Raw genomic sequence first — 14,565 nt, 5'->3', positions numbered from 1 at the left:
GGTCAAGGGCGACGATGAAGTGGCCGAAGTGAACCTGCTGCCCCAAGACGGCAAGCGCTATGAGCAAGGCAATATCGTCATCCTGATCTTCCCACAGGCTGCGCAATGATCACCTTGCTTCTCCTGTTGAGCGCCTGTCTGCTCACCTGCATGGGCCAGGTTTCGCAAAAGTTTGCGGTAGAAAGCTGGCGTGACCAGCCCGACGGTTGGGCGCCGAAACTGCGCTCGCCGTGGCTGTGGTCGGCGCTGGTGTGCCTGGGCCTTGGCCTGCTGGTATGGCTGCTGGTGTTGCAGCGCCTGGAAGTGGGCATCGCCTACCCCATGCTCAGCCTCAATTTTGTGCTGGTGACACTGATGGCGCGGTTTGTCTTCCATGAGCAGATCGATGGCCGTCATTGGCTGGGTGTCGCGCTGGTGATTGGCGGCGTTGTGCTGCTAGGGCGTCACGTATGAGCCGCACACAAGGGTTTGCCCTGGCCTTGGGCAGTGTTGGCCTGGTCAGTGCTGCTCAATTGGGCATGCGCTGGAGCATGACGCGCCTGCCGTTGCCCACTGAGTGGCTCAATGCGTTTAACAGTCAATCGATTGATCTTGGCGCCCTGGGCGTGGTGATCCTGGCGATCATCGCCTATGCGCTGTCGATGCTGTGCTGGCTCGGCGCGCTCAAGCACTTGCCCCTGGGCCGCGCCTATTCGCTGCTAAGCATCAGCTACGCGCTGGTGTACCTGCTGGCGGCCAGCCTGCCGGTGTTCAACGAACATTTTTCGCTTTCAAAAACCCTGGGGGTGGCCTTGGTCATTCTCGGTGTTCTGGTTATTAACTCTCGTCGTGCTAGCGTTGCAAGCCCCAGGAATGCCCCATGAAAATCAGTGTATTTGGTAGCGGTTACGTCGGTCTGGTACAGGCCACCGTATTGGCCGAAGTCGGTCACGATGTGATCTGCATGGACGTGGACAAGAGCAAAGTCGAGTCGCTGCAAAAAGGCCACGTGACCATCTTCGAGCCGGGCCTGGCGGCCATGGTCAAGGAAAACCTGGAAAGCGGGCGCCTGCACTTTACCTATGATGAAAAACTCGCCGTAGAACACGGTGAGGTGCTGTTTATCGCCGTGGGCACGCCGTCGGACGAAGACGGCTCGGCCGACCTCAAGTACGTGCTTTCGGTGGGCGATGCCGTATCCCGCCATCGCGTGGAACCGGTGATCCTGGTGGAAAAATCCACCGTGCCGGTCGGTACGGGCGACACCCTGCGTGCCCATATCGAAAAAAACCTGCACATTGCCGGTCGCCACCTGGAGTTCGATATCGTCTCCAACCCCGAATTCCTCAAGGAAGGCTCGGCCGTTGCCGACTGCCGCCGCCCGGACCGCATCATCATCGGCTGTGAACGCGAAGAAGTGCGCGAAGTGATGCGTGATTTGTACGCGCCGTTCAACCGCAACCATGACCGCATCATCTTCATGGACCTGCGCAGCGCCGAACTGACCAAGTACGCCGCCAACTGCATGCTGGCCACCAAGATCAGCTTCATCAACCAGATCGCCGAGTTGGCCGAACACTTGGGCGCCGACATCGAAGCCGTGCGTTTGGGCATTGGCGCCGACTCACGCATCGGCTACCACTTCATCTACCCGGGCTGCGGCTACGGCGGTTCGTGCTTCCCCAAAGACATGCGCGCCCTGATCCACAGCGCCAAGGAAGCCAACTGCTCCAGCGACCTGCTCGAAGCGGTCGAAGCGATCAACCAGCGCCAGAAGAGCAAGCTGTTCGAGCGTATCAATGCGTATTTCAAAGGCGAACTGCAAGGCAAGACCTTCGCCTTGTGGGGCCTGGCCTTCAAGCCCAACACCGATGACATGCGCGATGCCCCAAGCCGCGTGCTGATGGAAGCCCTGTGGGCGGCCGGCGCCAATGTCCGTGCGTTCGACCCCGAAGCCATGCAGGAAACCCAGCGCATCTACGGTGACGAGTCGCGTCTGACCCTGCTGGGCACGCCGGAATCAGCCTTGAGCGGCGCCGATGCGTTGATCGTGTGCACCGAGTGGCAGCAATTCAAGGCGCCGGATTTCGAACTGATCCACGCCCGCCTGAAAAACCCGGTGATCTTCGACGGTCGCAACCTGTACGACGGCGAGCGCCTGGCGCGCAAGGGCTTCAAATATTTCCCGATGGGCCGTGGCGACTCCTGCGAGCTGCCGATTCCACAGCAAAACTGGGTAGCGCCAGCCAAGGAAGACTAAAGACGTGAACAAAGCTCAATCGCCGCTGCTTACAGCAACGATCCGCAATCAGTCGCTGGGGCTCGGGCTCCTGGCGCTGGTGCTGTTTATTGTCGGCAACTGGCACCAGGCAATCATCGGCTTTGACTCGCGCTTCGTGGTGTTTGCCCAGGAAATGCTGCGCCATGGACCGAGTTTTTTCCCCACCACCTATGGCCAGCCTTACGCGGACTACCTGGCGACCTCGACCCTGCTGACCTGGCTGTTGTCCCTGCCGTTTGGCGAGGTCAGCAGCCTCACCGCGTGGTTGCCCACCTCCATCGCCTCGGCGGTGATCGTGGTGCTGGTGTATCGCCTTACGGCGCCCTACTCCACGCGCTGGGGCTTGCTCAGCATCGCGATGCTGCTGCTCAGCAGCACCTTCATCAGCGAAACCCGCGCGGTGTCGCTGGACCAGATGCTCGCGGCCATCGCCTTGACCGTGTTCTATCTGGGCTATGCCCATGACCACTTCGGGGCAGCCAAACGCTTGCATTGGCTGTTTTTGCTGCTGATCCTGGGCTTTGCGGTGCGTGGGCCAATCGGCCTGGTGATCCCCACTGGCGTGCTGTGCAGCTATTACCTGATCAACCGCCAATGGCGCCAACTGTTCACCTTCGGCTTTATCGCGCTGGCAGTGCTGGCGGCGTGTGTCGGCCTGTTGTTGCTGCTGGCCAAGCTCAGTGGTGGCGAAGACTTCATGCAGGACGTGATCCGCATGCAGTTCCTGGGGCGTATGGACGGCACCGAAGGTTCCAGCGGGGTTTTGTATTACTTCACCAGTTCCATGGGCAACTACGCGCTGGCTTATCCGCTGGCGTTGCTGGTGCTCCTGGCAATCGCCATCGGCGGTCGTCGGTCACCCGACCCGGCACTGAAACTGGTGCTGTATTGCGCGGCGGCAGGTTTGCTGGTGATGCTCGGCCTGTCGGTCCCTCAGGCGAAGAAGGCACGTTACATCCTGCCGATGCTGCCCATGGCGGCGATCATTGCGGCCTACCCGTTCCAGGTCACCCAGGGGCGGCTGTTCGCCTGGCTGCGCGGCTTGATGCTGGGCATCTGGACGCTGCTGTCAGCGCTGCTGGTGATCGGGCTGGTGGTGGCGCGCAAGCGTTACCCGGCACAGCTGGACAACCTGGGCGTGGTCTTCGGCGTGCTTGGCGTGCTGCAAATAGTGTCGCTGCTGTCACTGCTCAAGGCGCGTCTACGCCCGCTGGGGTCGGCACTCGCGGCGGTGCTGGCGCTCTGGTCGACCTACATTGTGGTGGTCGAGCCATTGGAGCGTACGCTTTACGACACCCGCACATTCAGCCTTGGCGTCAAAGAACAGATCATGCAGCAACCGGCCCCCGTGGTGCTGCATGGCTTGGGCAAAGATGCAAAAGCCATCAAGTTCATGGTCAACTTCAACTGCGATAAGGTGCCGCTGTTTACCCAGTCGGCTGCAGACCTGGCGCCACTGCAAGGTCCGGCATGGCTGGTAATGAGCACGAAAGACTTCGAAAATCTGCAGGATCCGCGCTTGCGTTCGATCACCCCGACACTCACCGGGGAGTTCGACAAAGACCCGTATGTGTTGCTCCATCTAGAGAAAGTCAGCGCGCCGTAATTACGCTGACAGTGGTCTGACGGAAACAGCGCCCACTCCTTCAAGAGTGGGCGTTTTTCGTTATGACTGCCCGGAAAGCCCCTACATGGCTATGCGTAAACGCTGGCGCACTTTGCCTTCCGATGCCCGGAACCCAAATGTAGACTCCTTTGTCATGTGCGTTAACTATCTACTACCGGGCGCCGTCAGCCTTCCACGCACACAGACCTGGGCAATGCCGTGCCAGAAGACCTGTTGCTTATCCCTGCGCCGAGGCTGGATCGATTGATGGCATTGCGCGATGCCTTGGTGGCATTGAAGGGGCCTTTGGCCGACGACCCTGCCTTGCGGGAGAACCTGCAAAGGCAGCTGTTCAACGAAGAGGCTGATAGCCGCGTGCTCGGACGCATCAGCACGCCGCTGCCGCAACCGACGCATCGCATCACCTATGACGAGGGACACTAACTGCATTATTTTTGCATTTAACCCTCATTAATATGCATTGGCGCCATAGCATCAAGCTCGGCACACTGCACAGGTTCCTCCCCCAAATGTTGGAACGTTCAAAGGGCTTATCCGGGCAACCAGGCGAGCCTTTTTTTTCGTCTGCTGCTTTATGGATCGTGTCGATGCTCGCTCGCTGGTTACCCGCTGCAATCAATACCCGCCCCGCCGAATGGAGCCGCGCCGCCATTGGCATGGCCTTGGGCACGCTATTGAGTGTCTGGGTGTGTGCCCAGGTATTCGGTATGGAAGTCGCCTTGCACCTGCTCGGCCCGCTGGGGGCATCGGCGGTTTTGCTGTTTGCCGTGTCCTCCGGTGCGTTGGCACAGCCCTGGTCGATTATCGGCAGCTACTTGTGCGCTGCCGTTGTGGCTCTGCTGGTGGCGCGGGTGCTTGGCCGCACGCTGGGCAGCGCATGCCTGGCTGCGGGCACGACCGTCGTGTTGATTTGCTGGCTGCGCTGCCTGCACCCGCCCGCCGGTGGCTTGGCCATGACGCTGGTGCTCGCCGATCCGGCCTCTATCGCCCTGGGTTGGCAGGAAGTGGGGCCGGTGATGCTCGGGGCTGGCGCGCTGCTGGCCGGTGCGCTGGCCTATAACAACGTGACACGCACGCGTTACCCCAAAGGCGCGATCGAATCGCCCGCCGTGGTCCTGGGCAGCACAGCGCCGGTGACAGATGCCGCCATCACGGCAGCCGATCTGAAACTGGCCCTGGCCGAGATGGAGCGGTTCTTTGATGTGGAGCCGACGGAGTTGGAGCAACTGATACACGCGGCTGAAGGGCATGCCCGGCGCCGCAGCATCGGTGAAGTGCTGGGTGGCCGCAGCGCTGCATAAATGCAAAAACGACCTGCATGATTCCGGGTTGTACTGGGCAAATTTGCACTGGTACGATCGCGAGATAGTTCGTGCGCGAACATCTTGATAAAGAACAATAAAAGCAGGGAGTTAGTGATGACTGCTCAGGTTTCATCCGAAGCAAGCCACACCAGGATTCTTCAGGGCGAGGTGCTGGCCGAAGTCCGTAACCATATTGGCCACCTCACCCTCAACCGCCCCGCTGGCTTGAATGCCATCACTCTGGAGATGGTCCGCAGCCTGACCACACAACTGCTGGCTTGGGAGAGCGATCCGCAGGTGTATGCCGTGGTCCTGCGCGGTGCCGGTGAAAAAGCGTTCTGCGCCGGTGGCGACATTCGCTCTCTCTACGACAGCTTCAAGCAGGGCGACAGCCTGCACCAGGACTTCTTCGTCGAGGAATACGCCCTCGACCTGGCAATTCACCATTACCACAAGCCCGTGCTGGCCCTGATGGACGGCTTTGTCCTCGGCGGTGGCATGGGCCTGGTGCAAGGCGCCGACTTGCGTGTGGTGACCGAGCGCAGCCGCCTGGCGATGCCGGAAGTGGCCATTGGTTATTTCCCGGACGTAGGTGGCAGCTATTTCCTCTCGCGCATCCCTGGCGAGCTGGGGGTTTACCTTGGGGTCACCGGCGTGCAGATTCGCGCCGCCGATGCGCTGTACTGCGGGCTGGCGGACTGGTGTATCGACAGCGCGAAACTCGCCGAACTCGATCAGAAGCTCGACCACCTGCAATGGCAGGATTCGCCGCTCAAGGACCTTCAGGGCGTATTGGCAAAACTTGCGGTACAACAATTGCCCGATGCCCCGCTGGCCGCGCTGCGCCCGGTGATCGACCACTTCTTTGCGTTGCCGGATGTGCCGAGCATGGTCGAGCAACTGCAGCAAGTCACTGTCGCCGACAGCCACGAATGGGCGCTCAGCACCGCCGCCCTGATGCAGACCCGCTCGCCGCTGGCAATGGCCGTTACCCTGCAGATGCTGCGCCGTGGCCGGCGCTTGTCGCTGGAGCAGTGCTTCGCATTGGAATTGCACCTGGATCGCCAGTGGTTCGAACGCGGCGACCTGATCGAAGGCGTTCGCGCGTTGATTATCGACAAAGATAAAACCCCGCACTGGAGCCCCGCGACGATCCATGAGTTGGACGCCAGCCATGTCGAGAGCTTCTTCAGCGACTTCAAGCAGAGTGGGAAATAAGCCATGCAAGATATTGAATATACTGAAGAACAAGTGATGATTCGCGACATGGCGCGCGACTTTGCCCGTGGCGAAATCGCCCCGCATGCGCAAGCCTGGGAAAAAGCCGGCTGGATCGATGACGCCCTGGTCGCGAAGATGGGCGAACTCGGCTTGCTGGGCATGGTGGTGCCGGAAGAATGGGGCGGCACCTATGTCGACTACGTGGCGTATGCCCTGGCCGTCGAGGAGATTTCCGCCGGTGATGGCGCCACCGGCGCACTCATGAGTATCCATAATTCAGTCGGTTGCGGGCCAATCCTCAACTACGGCACCGATGCGCAGAAACACACCTGGCTGGCTGACCTGGCCAGCGGCCAGGCCATTGGTTGCTTCTGCCTCACCGAGCCTCAGGCCGGTTCCGAAGCCCATAACCTGCGCACCCGCGCCGAACTGCGCGACGGCCAGTGGGTGATCACCGGTGCCAAGCAGTTCGTCAGCAATGGCAAGCGCGCCAAGTTGGCCATTGTGTTTGCGGTGACGGACCCGGAACTGGGCAAGAAAGGTATTTCTGCCTTCCTGGTGCCCACTGACACACCAGGCTTTGTGGTCGACCGTACCGAACACAAGATGGGCATTCGTGCCTCGGACACCTGCGCCGTCACGCTGAACCAGTGCACAGTACCCGAAGCCAACCTGTTGGGTGAACGCGGCAAGGGCCTGGCCATCGCCCTGTCCAACCTCGAGGGTGGACGCATCGGCATTGCCGCCCAAGCGTTGGGCATCGCCCGTGCAGCCTTTGAGGCGGCGCTGGCGTATGCGCGTGATCGGGTGCAATTCAACAAGGCGATTATCGAGCACCAAAGCATTGCCAACCTGCTGGCCGACATGCAGACCCAGCTCAATGCCGCCCGCCTGCTGATCCTGCACGCCGCACGTCTGCGCAGCGCCGGCAAGCCGTGCCTGTCGGAAGCCTCCCAGGCCAAGCTGTTTGCTTCGGAGATGGCCGAAAAGGTCTGCTCCTCGGCGATGCAGGTCCATGGCGGGTATGGGTATCTTGAGGACTACCCGGTGGAGCGCTACTACCGGGATGCACGGATTACGCAGATTTACGAAGGCACCAGCGAGATTCAGCGGATGGTGATTGCCAGAGAGCTGAAGAACTACCAGCTCTGACTGCCAGTTGCTCGTTCCCACGCTCTGCGTGGGAATGCATCCGGTGACGCTCTGCGTCACGCCTCAAGCGCTGACGCAGAGCGTCAAGGGCGGCATTCCCACGCAGAGCGTGGGAACGAGCATTCATTGAGCATCAAAGCATCGCCAACCTGCTGGCCGACATGCAGACCCAGCTCAATGCCGCCCGCCTGCTGATCCTGCACGCCGCACGCCTGCGCAGCGCCGGCAAGCCGTGCCTGTCGGAAGCCTCCCAGGCCAAGCTGTTTGCTTCGGAGATGGCCAAAAAGGTCTGCTCCTCGGCGATGCAGGTCCATGGCGGGTATGGGTATCTTGAGGACTATCCGGTGGAGCGCTACTACCGGGATGCGAGGATTACGCAGATATACGAAGGCACCAGCGAGATTCAGCGGATGGTGATTGCCAGGGAGCTGAAGAACTACCAGCTTTAAAAGCCACACAAGACCAATGTGGGAGCTGGCTTGTCGAATCGTCGCACCGCTGCGATAGCATCACCTCGGTCTAACCGATAAACCGAGGTGTCTGCATCGCAGGCAAGCCAGCTCCCACCTTATGATCTTCAGTGTTTACGGCCGGGTTACTGGTCCTTGAACTCAGGCGCGCGCTTGGCCACAAACGCCGCCATGCCTTCCTTCTGGTCCTGTGTGGCAAACGCGGCATGGAACACCCGCCGCTCAAAGCGCACGCCTTCAGACAGGCTCACCTCAAACGCACGGTTCACGCTTTCCTTGACCATCATGCTGATCGGCACGGACTTGCCGGCAATCAAGGTCGCGGTTTTCAACGCTTCTTCAAGCAGGTCATCGGCCGGCACAATGCGCGCCACAATCCCGCAGCGCTCAGCTTCAACGGCATCAATAAAGCGCCCGGTCAGGCACATTTCCATGGCCTTGGCCTTGCCCACGGCGCGGGTCAGCCGTTGGGTGCCGCCCATGCCCGGCAGTACGCCGAGGTTGATTTCCGGCTGGCCGAACCTGGCGCCGTCACCGGCCAGGATAAAGTCGCACATCAAGGCCAGTTCACAGCCGCCGCCCAGGGCGAAACCGTTGACCGCAGCAATGATCGGCTTGCGGCGGTTGGCGACGCGGTCGCTGTCGCTGAACAGGTCGTCGAGGTAGATCTGCGGGTAGGTCAGCTCGGCCATCTCTTTGATGTCGGCGCCGGCGGCGAAGGCTTTTTTCGAGCCGGTCAGCACGATGCAGCCGATCTGCGGGTCGGCTTCCAGGCCGTCCAGTGCCTGGTTCAACTCGCTGACCAACTGGGCGTTCAAGGCGTTCAGGGCTTGCGGGCGATTGAGGGTAATCAGCCCGACGCGGCCCTGGACTTCGAGCAAAAGGGTTTCGTAACTCATGTATCGGCTCCTTAAAGGTTGCGTGAGATGACCATGCGCTGAATATCGCTGGTGCCTTCGTAAATCTGGCAGACCCGCACATCGCGGTAGATCCGCTCCAATGGGAAGTCGCTCAGGTAACCGTAACCGCCCAGGGTTTGCAAGGCGGCCGAGCAGACTTTTTCGGCCATTTCCGAAGCAAACAGCTTGGCCATCGACGCCTCGACCAAGGCCGGCTTGCCGCTGTCACGCAGGGCTGCGGCGTAATGCACCATCTGCCTGGCCACCGCGATTTGCGTGGCCATGTCGGCCAGACGGAAGGCCACCGCCTGGTGTTCGATCAGCGCCTTGCCGAAGCTTTCGCGCTCACGGGCATAGTCACGCGCGGCTTCGAAGGCGGCGCGGGCCATGCCCACCGATTGCGAGGCGATGCCGACGCGGCCGCCTTCGAGGTTGGCCAGGGCGATCCTGTAGCCTTCGCCCTCTTCGCCCAAACGGTTGGCGACTGGCACTTTTACGTCTTCGAAGAGGATCTGGCAGGTGTCGGACGCATGTTGGCCGAGTTTGTCTTCAACCCGCGCCACCGTGTAGCCCGGCGAGTCGGTCGGCACGATAAACGCGCTGATCCCACGCTTGCCTGCGGCCGGGTCGGTGACGGCAAACACAATCACGATCCCGGCGTTCTGCCCGGAGGTAATGAACTGTTTGCAGCCATTGAGCACGTAATGGTCGCCCTCAAGGCGTGCGCGGGTTTTCAGGCTGCTGGCATCGGAGCCTGCCTGCGGCTCGGTCAGCGCAAAGGCACCGAGCATGGCGCCACTGGCCAGCGGCGTGAGGAACTGCTGTTTCTGCTGCTCGTTACCGAATTTGAGGATCGGCACGCAACCCACCGAGTTGTGCACACTCATGATGGTCGAGCACGCGCCATCGCCGGCGGCAATTTCTTCCAGGGCCATGGCGTAGGCCAGGTAGCCCGTGTCGCAACCACCCCACTGCTCCGGTACCAGCATGCCGAAAAAGCCCAGCTCGGCCATTTCGCCAATGGCTTCCTTGGGGAAACGGTGCTCGCGGTCCCACTCGGCGGCGAAGGGTTTCAGGCGTTCCTGGGCAAATTGCCGGGCCGCTTCGCTGATTTGCAGTTGTTCGTCATTGGGCAGCATGTTGAGTCCTTAATACAGGCATTCGACGGCCATGGCCGTGGCTTCACCGCCGCCGATACAAATGGCGGCAACCCCGCGCTTGAGGCCTTTCTGGCGCAGGGCCGAGAGCAACGTCACCAGGATGCGCGCACCGGAAGCACCAATCGGATGCCCCAGGGCACAGGCGCCGCCGTGAATATTGACCTTGCTGTGGGGGATTTCCAGCTTGCTCATGGTCACCAGGCTGACCACCGCGAAAGCTTCGTTGATTTCAAACAGGTCAACGTCGCCCAGGTTCCAGCCGGTCTTGCTCATGAGCTTGCGAATCGCACCCACGGGCGCCACCGGGAACAGCCCCGGCTCATCGGCAAAGGCCGCATGCCCGTGGATCACCGCCAAGGGCTTGAGGCCACGCTGTTGCGCCTCGGACTGGCGCATCAACAGCAACGCCGCCGCACCATCGGAAATCGAGCTGGAGTTGGCCGCCGTCACCGTGCCGCCCTCGCGGAACGCCGGTTTCAGGCTGGCGATCTTGTCCAGCTTGGCCTTGGGCGGTTGCTCGTCATGCAGGATGGTCTTTTGCTCTTTGCCAACGGTGACCTGCACCGGGACGATCTCAGCAGCAAAGCTGCCATGGGTGATGGCCTCTTGCGCGCGGGTCAGCGAGGCAATGGCGAAGGCGTCCTGGGCTTCACGGGTGAAGCCATTGTGCTCGGCGCAGTCTTCGGCAAAGGTGCCCATCAGGCGGCCCTTGTCGTAGGCGTCTTCGAGGCCGTCGAGGAACATATGGTCAAGCACCTTGCCGTGGCCCATGCGGTAGCCGCTGCGCGCGCGGTCGAGCAGGTACGGCGCGTTGGACATGCTTTCCATGCCGCCGGCGACCACCACGTCGACACTGCCGGCCAGCAGCGAGTCGTGGGCGAGGATGGTCGCTTCCATGCCCGAGCCGCACATCTTGTTCAAGGTGGTGCAGCGCGTGGCCTTGTCCAGTCCGGCGCCCAGCGCCGCTTGACGCGCAGGCGCCTGGCCCAGGCCCGCGGGCAACACGCAGCCGAACAGCACTTCGTCCACGGCATCCGGGGCAATCCCGGCGCGTTCGACGGCGGCGCGGATCGCGGCAGCGCCCAGTTGCGGCGCGGTCAGGCCCTTGAGGTCGCCCTGGAAGCCGCCCATGGGTGTGCGCACGGCGCTGACAATAACAATCGGATCGTTCATGGGGTGTTCTCCTTACTTGGCTGCCATACGCAAGGCGCCGTCGAGACGGATCACCTCGCCATTGAGCATGCTGTTTTCAATGATGTGGCGTACCAGCGCGGCGTACTCGGACGGTTTGCCCAGGCGTGGCGGGAATGGCACACCCGCGGCCAGGGAATCGCGCACTTCGGGGGTCATGCCGGCCATCATCGGCGTTTCGAAAATGCCCGGGGCAATAGTCATCACGCGGATGCCAAAGCGCGCCAGTTCGCGGGCAGCGGGCAAGGTCAGGCTGGCGATGGCGCCTTTGGAGGCGGCATACGCCGCCTGGCCTATCTGCCCGTCAAAGGCGGCTACCGACGCGGTGTTGATGATCACGCCGCGCTCACCGTCGGCGTTCGCCGCGGTTTCAGCGATGGCGGCAGCCGCCAGGCGCAACAGGTTGAAGCTGCCGATCAGGTTGACGTTGATCACCTGGGCAAAGCTGGCCAAGGCGTGTGGGCCATTTTTGCCGAGGATTTTTTCGCCGCGTACCACCCCGGCGCAGTTCACCAGGCCGTGCAGGCCGCCAAAGGCTGCAACGGCGGCGTGTACGGCCGCTTCGGCGGCGGCTTCCTGGCTGATATCGGCCACAGCGCTGCGGGCGTTATCGCCCAGTTGCTTGGCTTTGGCCGCCACAGCGTCGGCGTTCAGGTCGACCAGCATCACCTTGGCACCAGCGGCAATCAACATCTCAGCGGTGGCCGCGCCGAGGCCCGAAGCACCGCCGCTGACCAGGAATACCTTGTTTTCAATCTGCATCATTGTTTCCTTAAAAGTGGATCAGGCGATGGCCTGTGCCTTCGCAATTTCCTGATTACGCAAAATAAAACGTTGCAGCTTGCCGCTCGGGGTCTTGGGCAAGTCGCTGACAAATTCGATTTCCCGTGGGTAGGCGTGGGCCGCCAAACGCTTGCGCACGTGCAGACGCAGCTCCTCGGCCAGCTCGGGCGTAGCGCGGTACTGTTCGTTGATCACCACAAAGGCTTTGACCAGCTCGGTGCGCTCCGGGCAGGGTTTGCCGACCACAGCGGCTTCGATCACGGCCGGGTGCTCGACCAGTGCGCTTTCGACATCGAATGGCCCTACGCGGTAGCCGGATGTGGTGATCACATCGTCACTGCGCCCGACAAAGCTGATGCTGCCGTCCGGGTTGAGCTCCACGGTGTCGCCACTGAGGTAGTACTTGCCGACAAACGCCTTGGTCTTTACGCCGTCGTAGCCGGCGAACCAGCACATCGGCGACTGTTCACGGTCGATGGCGAGAATACCGGGCTGGCCTGCCGGCAATTCCTGGTTCTGATCATCGAGCACCACAATGCGGTGGCCCGGTGAGGCAAAGCCCGCAGAGCCGACATGCACGGGGTGTACCAGGCCGTGGTGGTTGCACAGCACCATGCCCAGTTCGGTCTGGCCGTAATGGTCATGAATGGTCACGCCCAGGTTGTCGGCAAACCAGCGGATCACTTCCGGGTTCAGCGGCTCGCCGGCGCTGCTGACGATACGCAGCTTGCCCTTGATAGCGCGCGCGAACTGTTCGCCACCAGCAATCAGCAGGCGGTAAGCGGTGGGCGAACCGGTGAGGTTGGTAATCCCATATTTATTGATTACCCGGCAGGTGCTTTCCAGGGTGAACGGCCCATCGTAGAACGTAATCGGGTGGCCCATGGACAACGGCCCGGTCACGCCAAAATAGATGCCATAGGCCCAGCCCGGGTCGGCGACATTCCAAAACGCGTCTTCGGGACGCAAATCCACCGCGTCGCGGGTGTAGCTCTGGAAGGCGACAATGGCCTTGAGCGGCACCGACAGGGCTTTTGACGGGCCGGTGGTGCCCGAGGTGAACATCAGCAGGAACGGGGCTTCTGCGCCCAGCAGCACCGGTTCGCAGGTATTCGAATAGTTCGGCAGTTCAGCCCAGAAGCTGTAGTCGCCGCGCACGATGCCTTCGCCCTTGTCCCCGGCCACCGTGACGATGGTCGGGCAGCCTTCGACTACAGCCAGCTTGGGGCGGTTGACCGCATCCGTGACCACCAGTACGGCGCCGGAGCTGTTCAGCCGATGCTCGATGGCCTTGGGTCCGAAGGCGGTAAACAGCGGCTGATACACCGCGCCGATACGCCAGGTGGCGAACACCACCACCAATAACTCTGCCGTGCGTGGCAGCAGCCCCGCCACCTTGTCACCCTGTTGCACGCCTTGGGCCAGGAGGAAATTGGCAAAGCGCGCCGCCTGGTCCTGCAATTGGGTGAAGGTCACACTGGCGCTGCGCCCATCCTTACCTTCCCAAAACAACGCAATGCGCCCCGGCAGCGCGTGGCGATCGCAACACTCCACACAGGCATTCAGGGCTTGCAGGTTGCCGGACAGGGCGGCGTTGACGGTGTGCTGGTAGTCGAAGGCAGTGGTGGCAGCCAAATACTCACGCATGGTTCCAAATCCTTGTGTGTTTTTATTTTCAGGACATTTTTCACGACGAGAATCGCTGAAATAGTCGCTCTAGAGCGCTTTGGCGGCAATGGTCAAAGCCTTCAACTTGGCTGACTGGTTTGGCCAATCATTGATCCGGCTTATCAGCCGGTCAGCCGCAGTGATTGGACGCTCTGGGCGCAAACTCCTAATCTCCAGGCCTGCGCCGCCAAAGAAGCCGTGTCCCGATGATCGTTCGCCCCAAACCCAACCTCATGGGTATCCTGTTTTCCCTTAAAGGTTCGATTGCCAAGCGCATTGCCTTGCGCAGCCTGATGGTCACGTTGCTGGCGTCAGTGATCGTGCTGGTGGAGACCCTGCACCCGGCCTACTTCTCCAAGGTCAATGCCACGCCGTTCACCTTGCTCGGGTTGTCGTTGTCGATCTTCATGAGCTTTCGCAACAACGCCTGCTACGACCGTTGGTGGGAAGGCCGCAAGCAACTGGGGCAGATGATCATTGAGGTGCGCTCGCTGATTCGCGAAACCCAAGTGCTGGGCAACTCACCCGAGCGCGCCAGCCTGCTGCGTGGGGTGTGCGGGTTTGCCCACGGCCTGGTCGCGCACCTGCGCCGTGAAGACGAGGCCCGCGTTATCACACCCTGGATAACTGTTGACCGGGCGCATCCCAATCTCCCCGACAACGTGCTGCAACAACTGGGCGCGCGCTTTTCGCGGCTGGCCGAACAGGGTGTGATCAGTGAATGGCGCTACACCCAGCTGGAAACCCGGCTGGTCAGCCTCAGCCTGGTGCAGGCCGCCTGCGAGCGGATCAAGAGCACGCCACTGCCCTTCCCTTACACGCTGCTATTG

Annotated in this window: 14 protein-coding genes and 1 pseudogene; 10 read left to right on the top strand and 5 right to left on the bottom strand. The window is 61.5% G+C overall.

The genetic code is table 11. From position 1 onward, the window contains the following. Nucleotides 1-105: 105 nt before the first annotated feature. The 9 genes and pseudogenes from arnE to FEM54_RS08995 all read left to right on the top strand — a co-directional run. Nucleotides 106-453, top strand: a complete 348-nt coding sequence (gene arnE / locus FEM54_RS09035; protein ID WP_017135717.1) for a 4-amino-4-deoxy-L-arabinose-phosphoundecaprenol flippase subunit ArnE — start codon at nt 106-108, stop codon at nt 451-453. Further along, complete coding sequence (gene arnF / locus FEM54_RS09030) at nt 450-863, top strand: 4-amino-4-deoxy-L-arabinose-phosphoundecaprenol flippase subunit ArnF (RefSeq protein WP_017135718.1); 414 nt, start codon at nt 450-452, stop codon at nt 861-863. Before arnE ends, arnF begins: the two co-directional genes overlap by 4 nt. Further along, nucleotides 860-2,239, top strand: coding sequence for a UDP-glucose dehydrogenase family protein (locus FEM54_RS09025; protein WP_017135719.1), 1,380 nt, complete (start codon nt 860-862; stop codon nt 2,237-2,239). The genes arnF and FEM54_RS09025 overlap by 4 nt, the downstream gene beginning before the upstream one ends. A gap of 4 nt (nt 2,240-2,243) precedes the next feature. Then, nucleotides 2,244-3,866: an ArnT family glycosyltransferase gene (locus FEM54_RS09020; protein WP_138450509.1), complete on the top strand. Its 1,623-nt coding sequence runs from the start codon at nt 2,244-2,246 to the stop codon at nt 3,864-3,866. A 255-nt stretch (nt 3,867-4,121) separates the two neighbouring features. Further along, nucleotides 4,122-4,310: a type VI secretion system contractile sheath small subunit gene (locus FEM54_RS09015; RefSeq protein WP_256349256.1), complete on the top strand. Its 189-nt coding sequence runs from the start codon at nt 4,122-4,124 to the stop codon at nt 4,308-4,310. Nucleotides 4,311-4,474: 164 nt separating this feature from the next. After that, entirely contained in the window at nt 4,475-5,188 is a 714-nt protein-coding gene (locus FEM54_RS09010) for an HPP family protein (RefSeq protein ID WP_138450505.1), read from the top strand. 117 nt (nt 5,189-5,305) lie between these two features. Then, the gene (locus FEM54_RS09005; RefSeq protein WP_138450503.1) at nt 5,306-6,409 is read left to right on the top strand and encodes an enoyl-CoA hydratase/isomerase family protein; all 1,104 of its coding nucleotides are present in this window, start codon (nt 5,306-5,308) and stop codon (nt 6,407-6,409) included. A 3-nt stretch (nt 6,410-6,412) separates the two neighbouring features. After that, on the top strand, nt 6,413-7,564 hold the full coding sequence (locus FEM54_RS09000) for an acyl-CoA dehydrogenase family protein (RefSeq protein WP_099549746.1): 1,152 nt from the start codon (nt 6,413-6,415) through the stop codon (nt 7,562-7,564). Between the two features lie 122 nt (nt 7,565-7,686). Further along, nucleotides 7,687-8,013, top strand: a pseudogene (locus tag FEM54_RS08995) (acyl-CoA dehydrogenase family protein); the annotation flags it as partial. Nucleotides 8,014-8,159: 146 nt separating this feature from the next. Here the strand turns inward: FEM54_RS08995 and FEM54_RS08990 are convergent. From FEM54_RS08990 to FEM54_RS08970, 5 genes are read right to left on the bottom strand one after another with little or no spacing between them, the layout of a single operon-like run. Further along, entirely contained in the window at nt 8,160-8,933 is a 774-nt protein-coding gene (locus FEM54_RS08990) for an enoyl-CoA hydratase (protein WP_017138783.1), read from the bottom strand. A gap of 11 nt (nt 8,934-8,944) precedes the next feature. Further along, nucleotides 8,945-10,072, bottom strand: a complete 1,128-nt coding sequence (locus FEM54_RS08985) for an acyl-CoA dehydrogenase (RefSeq protein WP_017138784.1) — start codon at nt 10,070-10,072, stop codon at nt 8,945-8,947. A 9-nt stretch (nt 10,073-10,081) separates the two neighbouring features. Beyond that, the gene (locus FEM54_RS08980; RefSeq protein ID WP_138450501.1) at nt 10,082-11,266 is read right to left on the bottom strand and encodes an acetyl-CoA C-acyltransferase; all 1,185 of its coding nucleotides are present in this window, start codon (nt 11,264-11,266) and stop codon (nt 10,082-10,084) included. 12 nt (nt 11,267-11,278) lie between these two features. After that, nucleotides 11,279-12,046, bottom strand: a complete 768-nt coding sequence (locus tag FEM54_RS08975; protein WP_099549743.1) for an SDR family NAD(P)-dependent oxidoreductase — start codon at nt 12,044-12,046, stop codon at nt 11,279-11,281. 21 nt (nt 12,047-12,067) lie between these two features. Next, nucleotides 12,068-13,714 (bottom strand): AMP-binding protein, encoded by a 1,647-nt coding sequence (locus tag FEM54_RS08970; protein ID WP_138450499.1) that lies wholly within the window; start codon nt 13,712-13,714, stop codon nt 12,068-12,070. 227 nt (nt 13,715-13,941) lie between these two features. Between FEM54_RS08970 and FEM54_RS08965 the strand changes: the two genes are divergently transcribed. Next, nucleotides 13,942-14,565, top strand: a 624-nt coding sequence (locus FEM54_RS08965; protein WP_138450497.1) for a bestrophin family protein, incomplete at its 3' end; no start/stop codon positions are given.

It is taken from the genome of Pseudomonas edaphica (assembly GCF_005863185.1).
Lineage (GTDB): Bacteria > Pseudomonadota > Gammaproteobacteria > Pseudomonadales > Pseudomonadaceae > Aquipseudomonas > Aquipseudomonas edaphica.
This window is presented reverse-complemented; position numbering and strand designations above follow the sequence as displayed.

Excerpts from the sequence above, each read along its gene's own strand:
- arnE (WP_017135717.1), top strand. The coding sequence starts at position 106 with ATGATCACCTTGCTTCTCCTGTTGAGCGCCTGTCTGCTCACCTGCATG.
- arnF (WP_017135718.1), top strand. The coding sequence starts at position 450 with ATGAGCCGCACACAAGGGTTTGCCCTGGCCTTGGGCAGTGTTGGCCTG.
- FEM54_RS09025 (WP_017135719.1), top strand. The coding sequence starts at position 860 with ATGAAAATCAGTGTATTTGGTAGCGGTTACGTCGGTCTGGTACAGGCC.
- FEM54_RS09010 (WP_138450505.1), top strand. The coding sequence starts at position 4,475 with ATGCTCGCTCGCTGGTTACCCGCTGCAATCAATACCCGCCCCGCCGAA.
- FEM54_RS09005 (WP_138450503.1), top strand. The coding sequence starts at position 5,306 with ATGACTGCTCAGGTTTCATCCGAAGCAAGCCACACCAGGATTCTTCAG.
- FEM54_RS09000 (WP_099549746.1), top strand. The coding sequence starts at position 6,413 with ATGCAAGATATTGAATATACTGAAGAACAAGTGATGATTCGCGACATG.
- FEM54_RS08990 (WP_017138783.1), bottom strand. The coding sequence starts at position 8,933 with ATGAGTTACGAAACCCTTTTGCTCGAAGTCCAGGGCCGCGTCGGGCTG.
- FEM54_RS08985 (WP_017138784.1), bottom strand. The coding sequence starts at position 10,072 with ATGCTGCCCAATGACGAACAACTGCAAATCAGCGAAGCGGCCCGGCAA.
- FEM54_RS08980 (WP_138450501.1), bottom strand. The coding sequence starts at position 11,266 with ATGAACGATCCGATTGTTATTGTCAGCGCCGTGCGCACACCCATGGGC.
- FEM54_RS08975 (WP_099549743.1), bottom strand. The coding sequence starts at position 12,046 with ATGCAGATTGAAAACAAGGTATTCCTGGTCAGCGGCGGTGCTTCGGGC.
- FEM54_RS08970 (WP_138450499.1), bottom strand. The coding sequence starts at position 13,714 with ATGCGTGAGTATTTGGCTGCCACCACTGCCTTCGACTACCAGCACACC.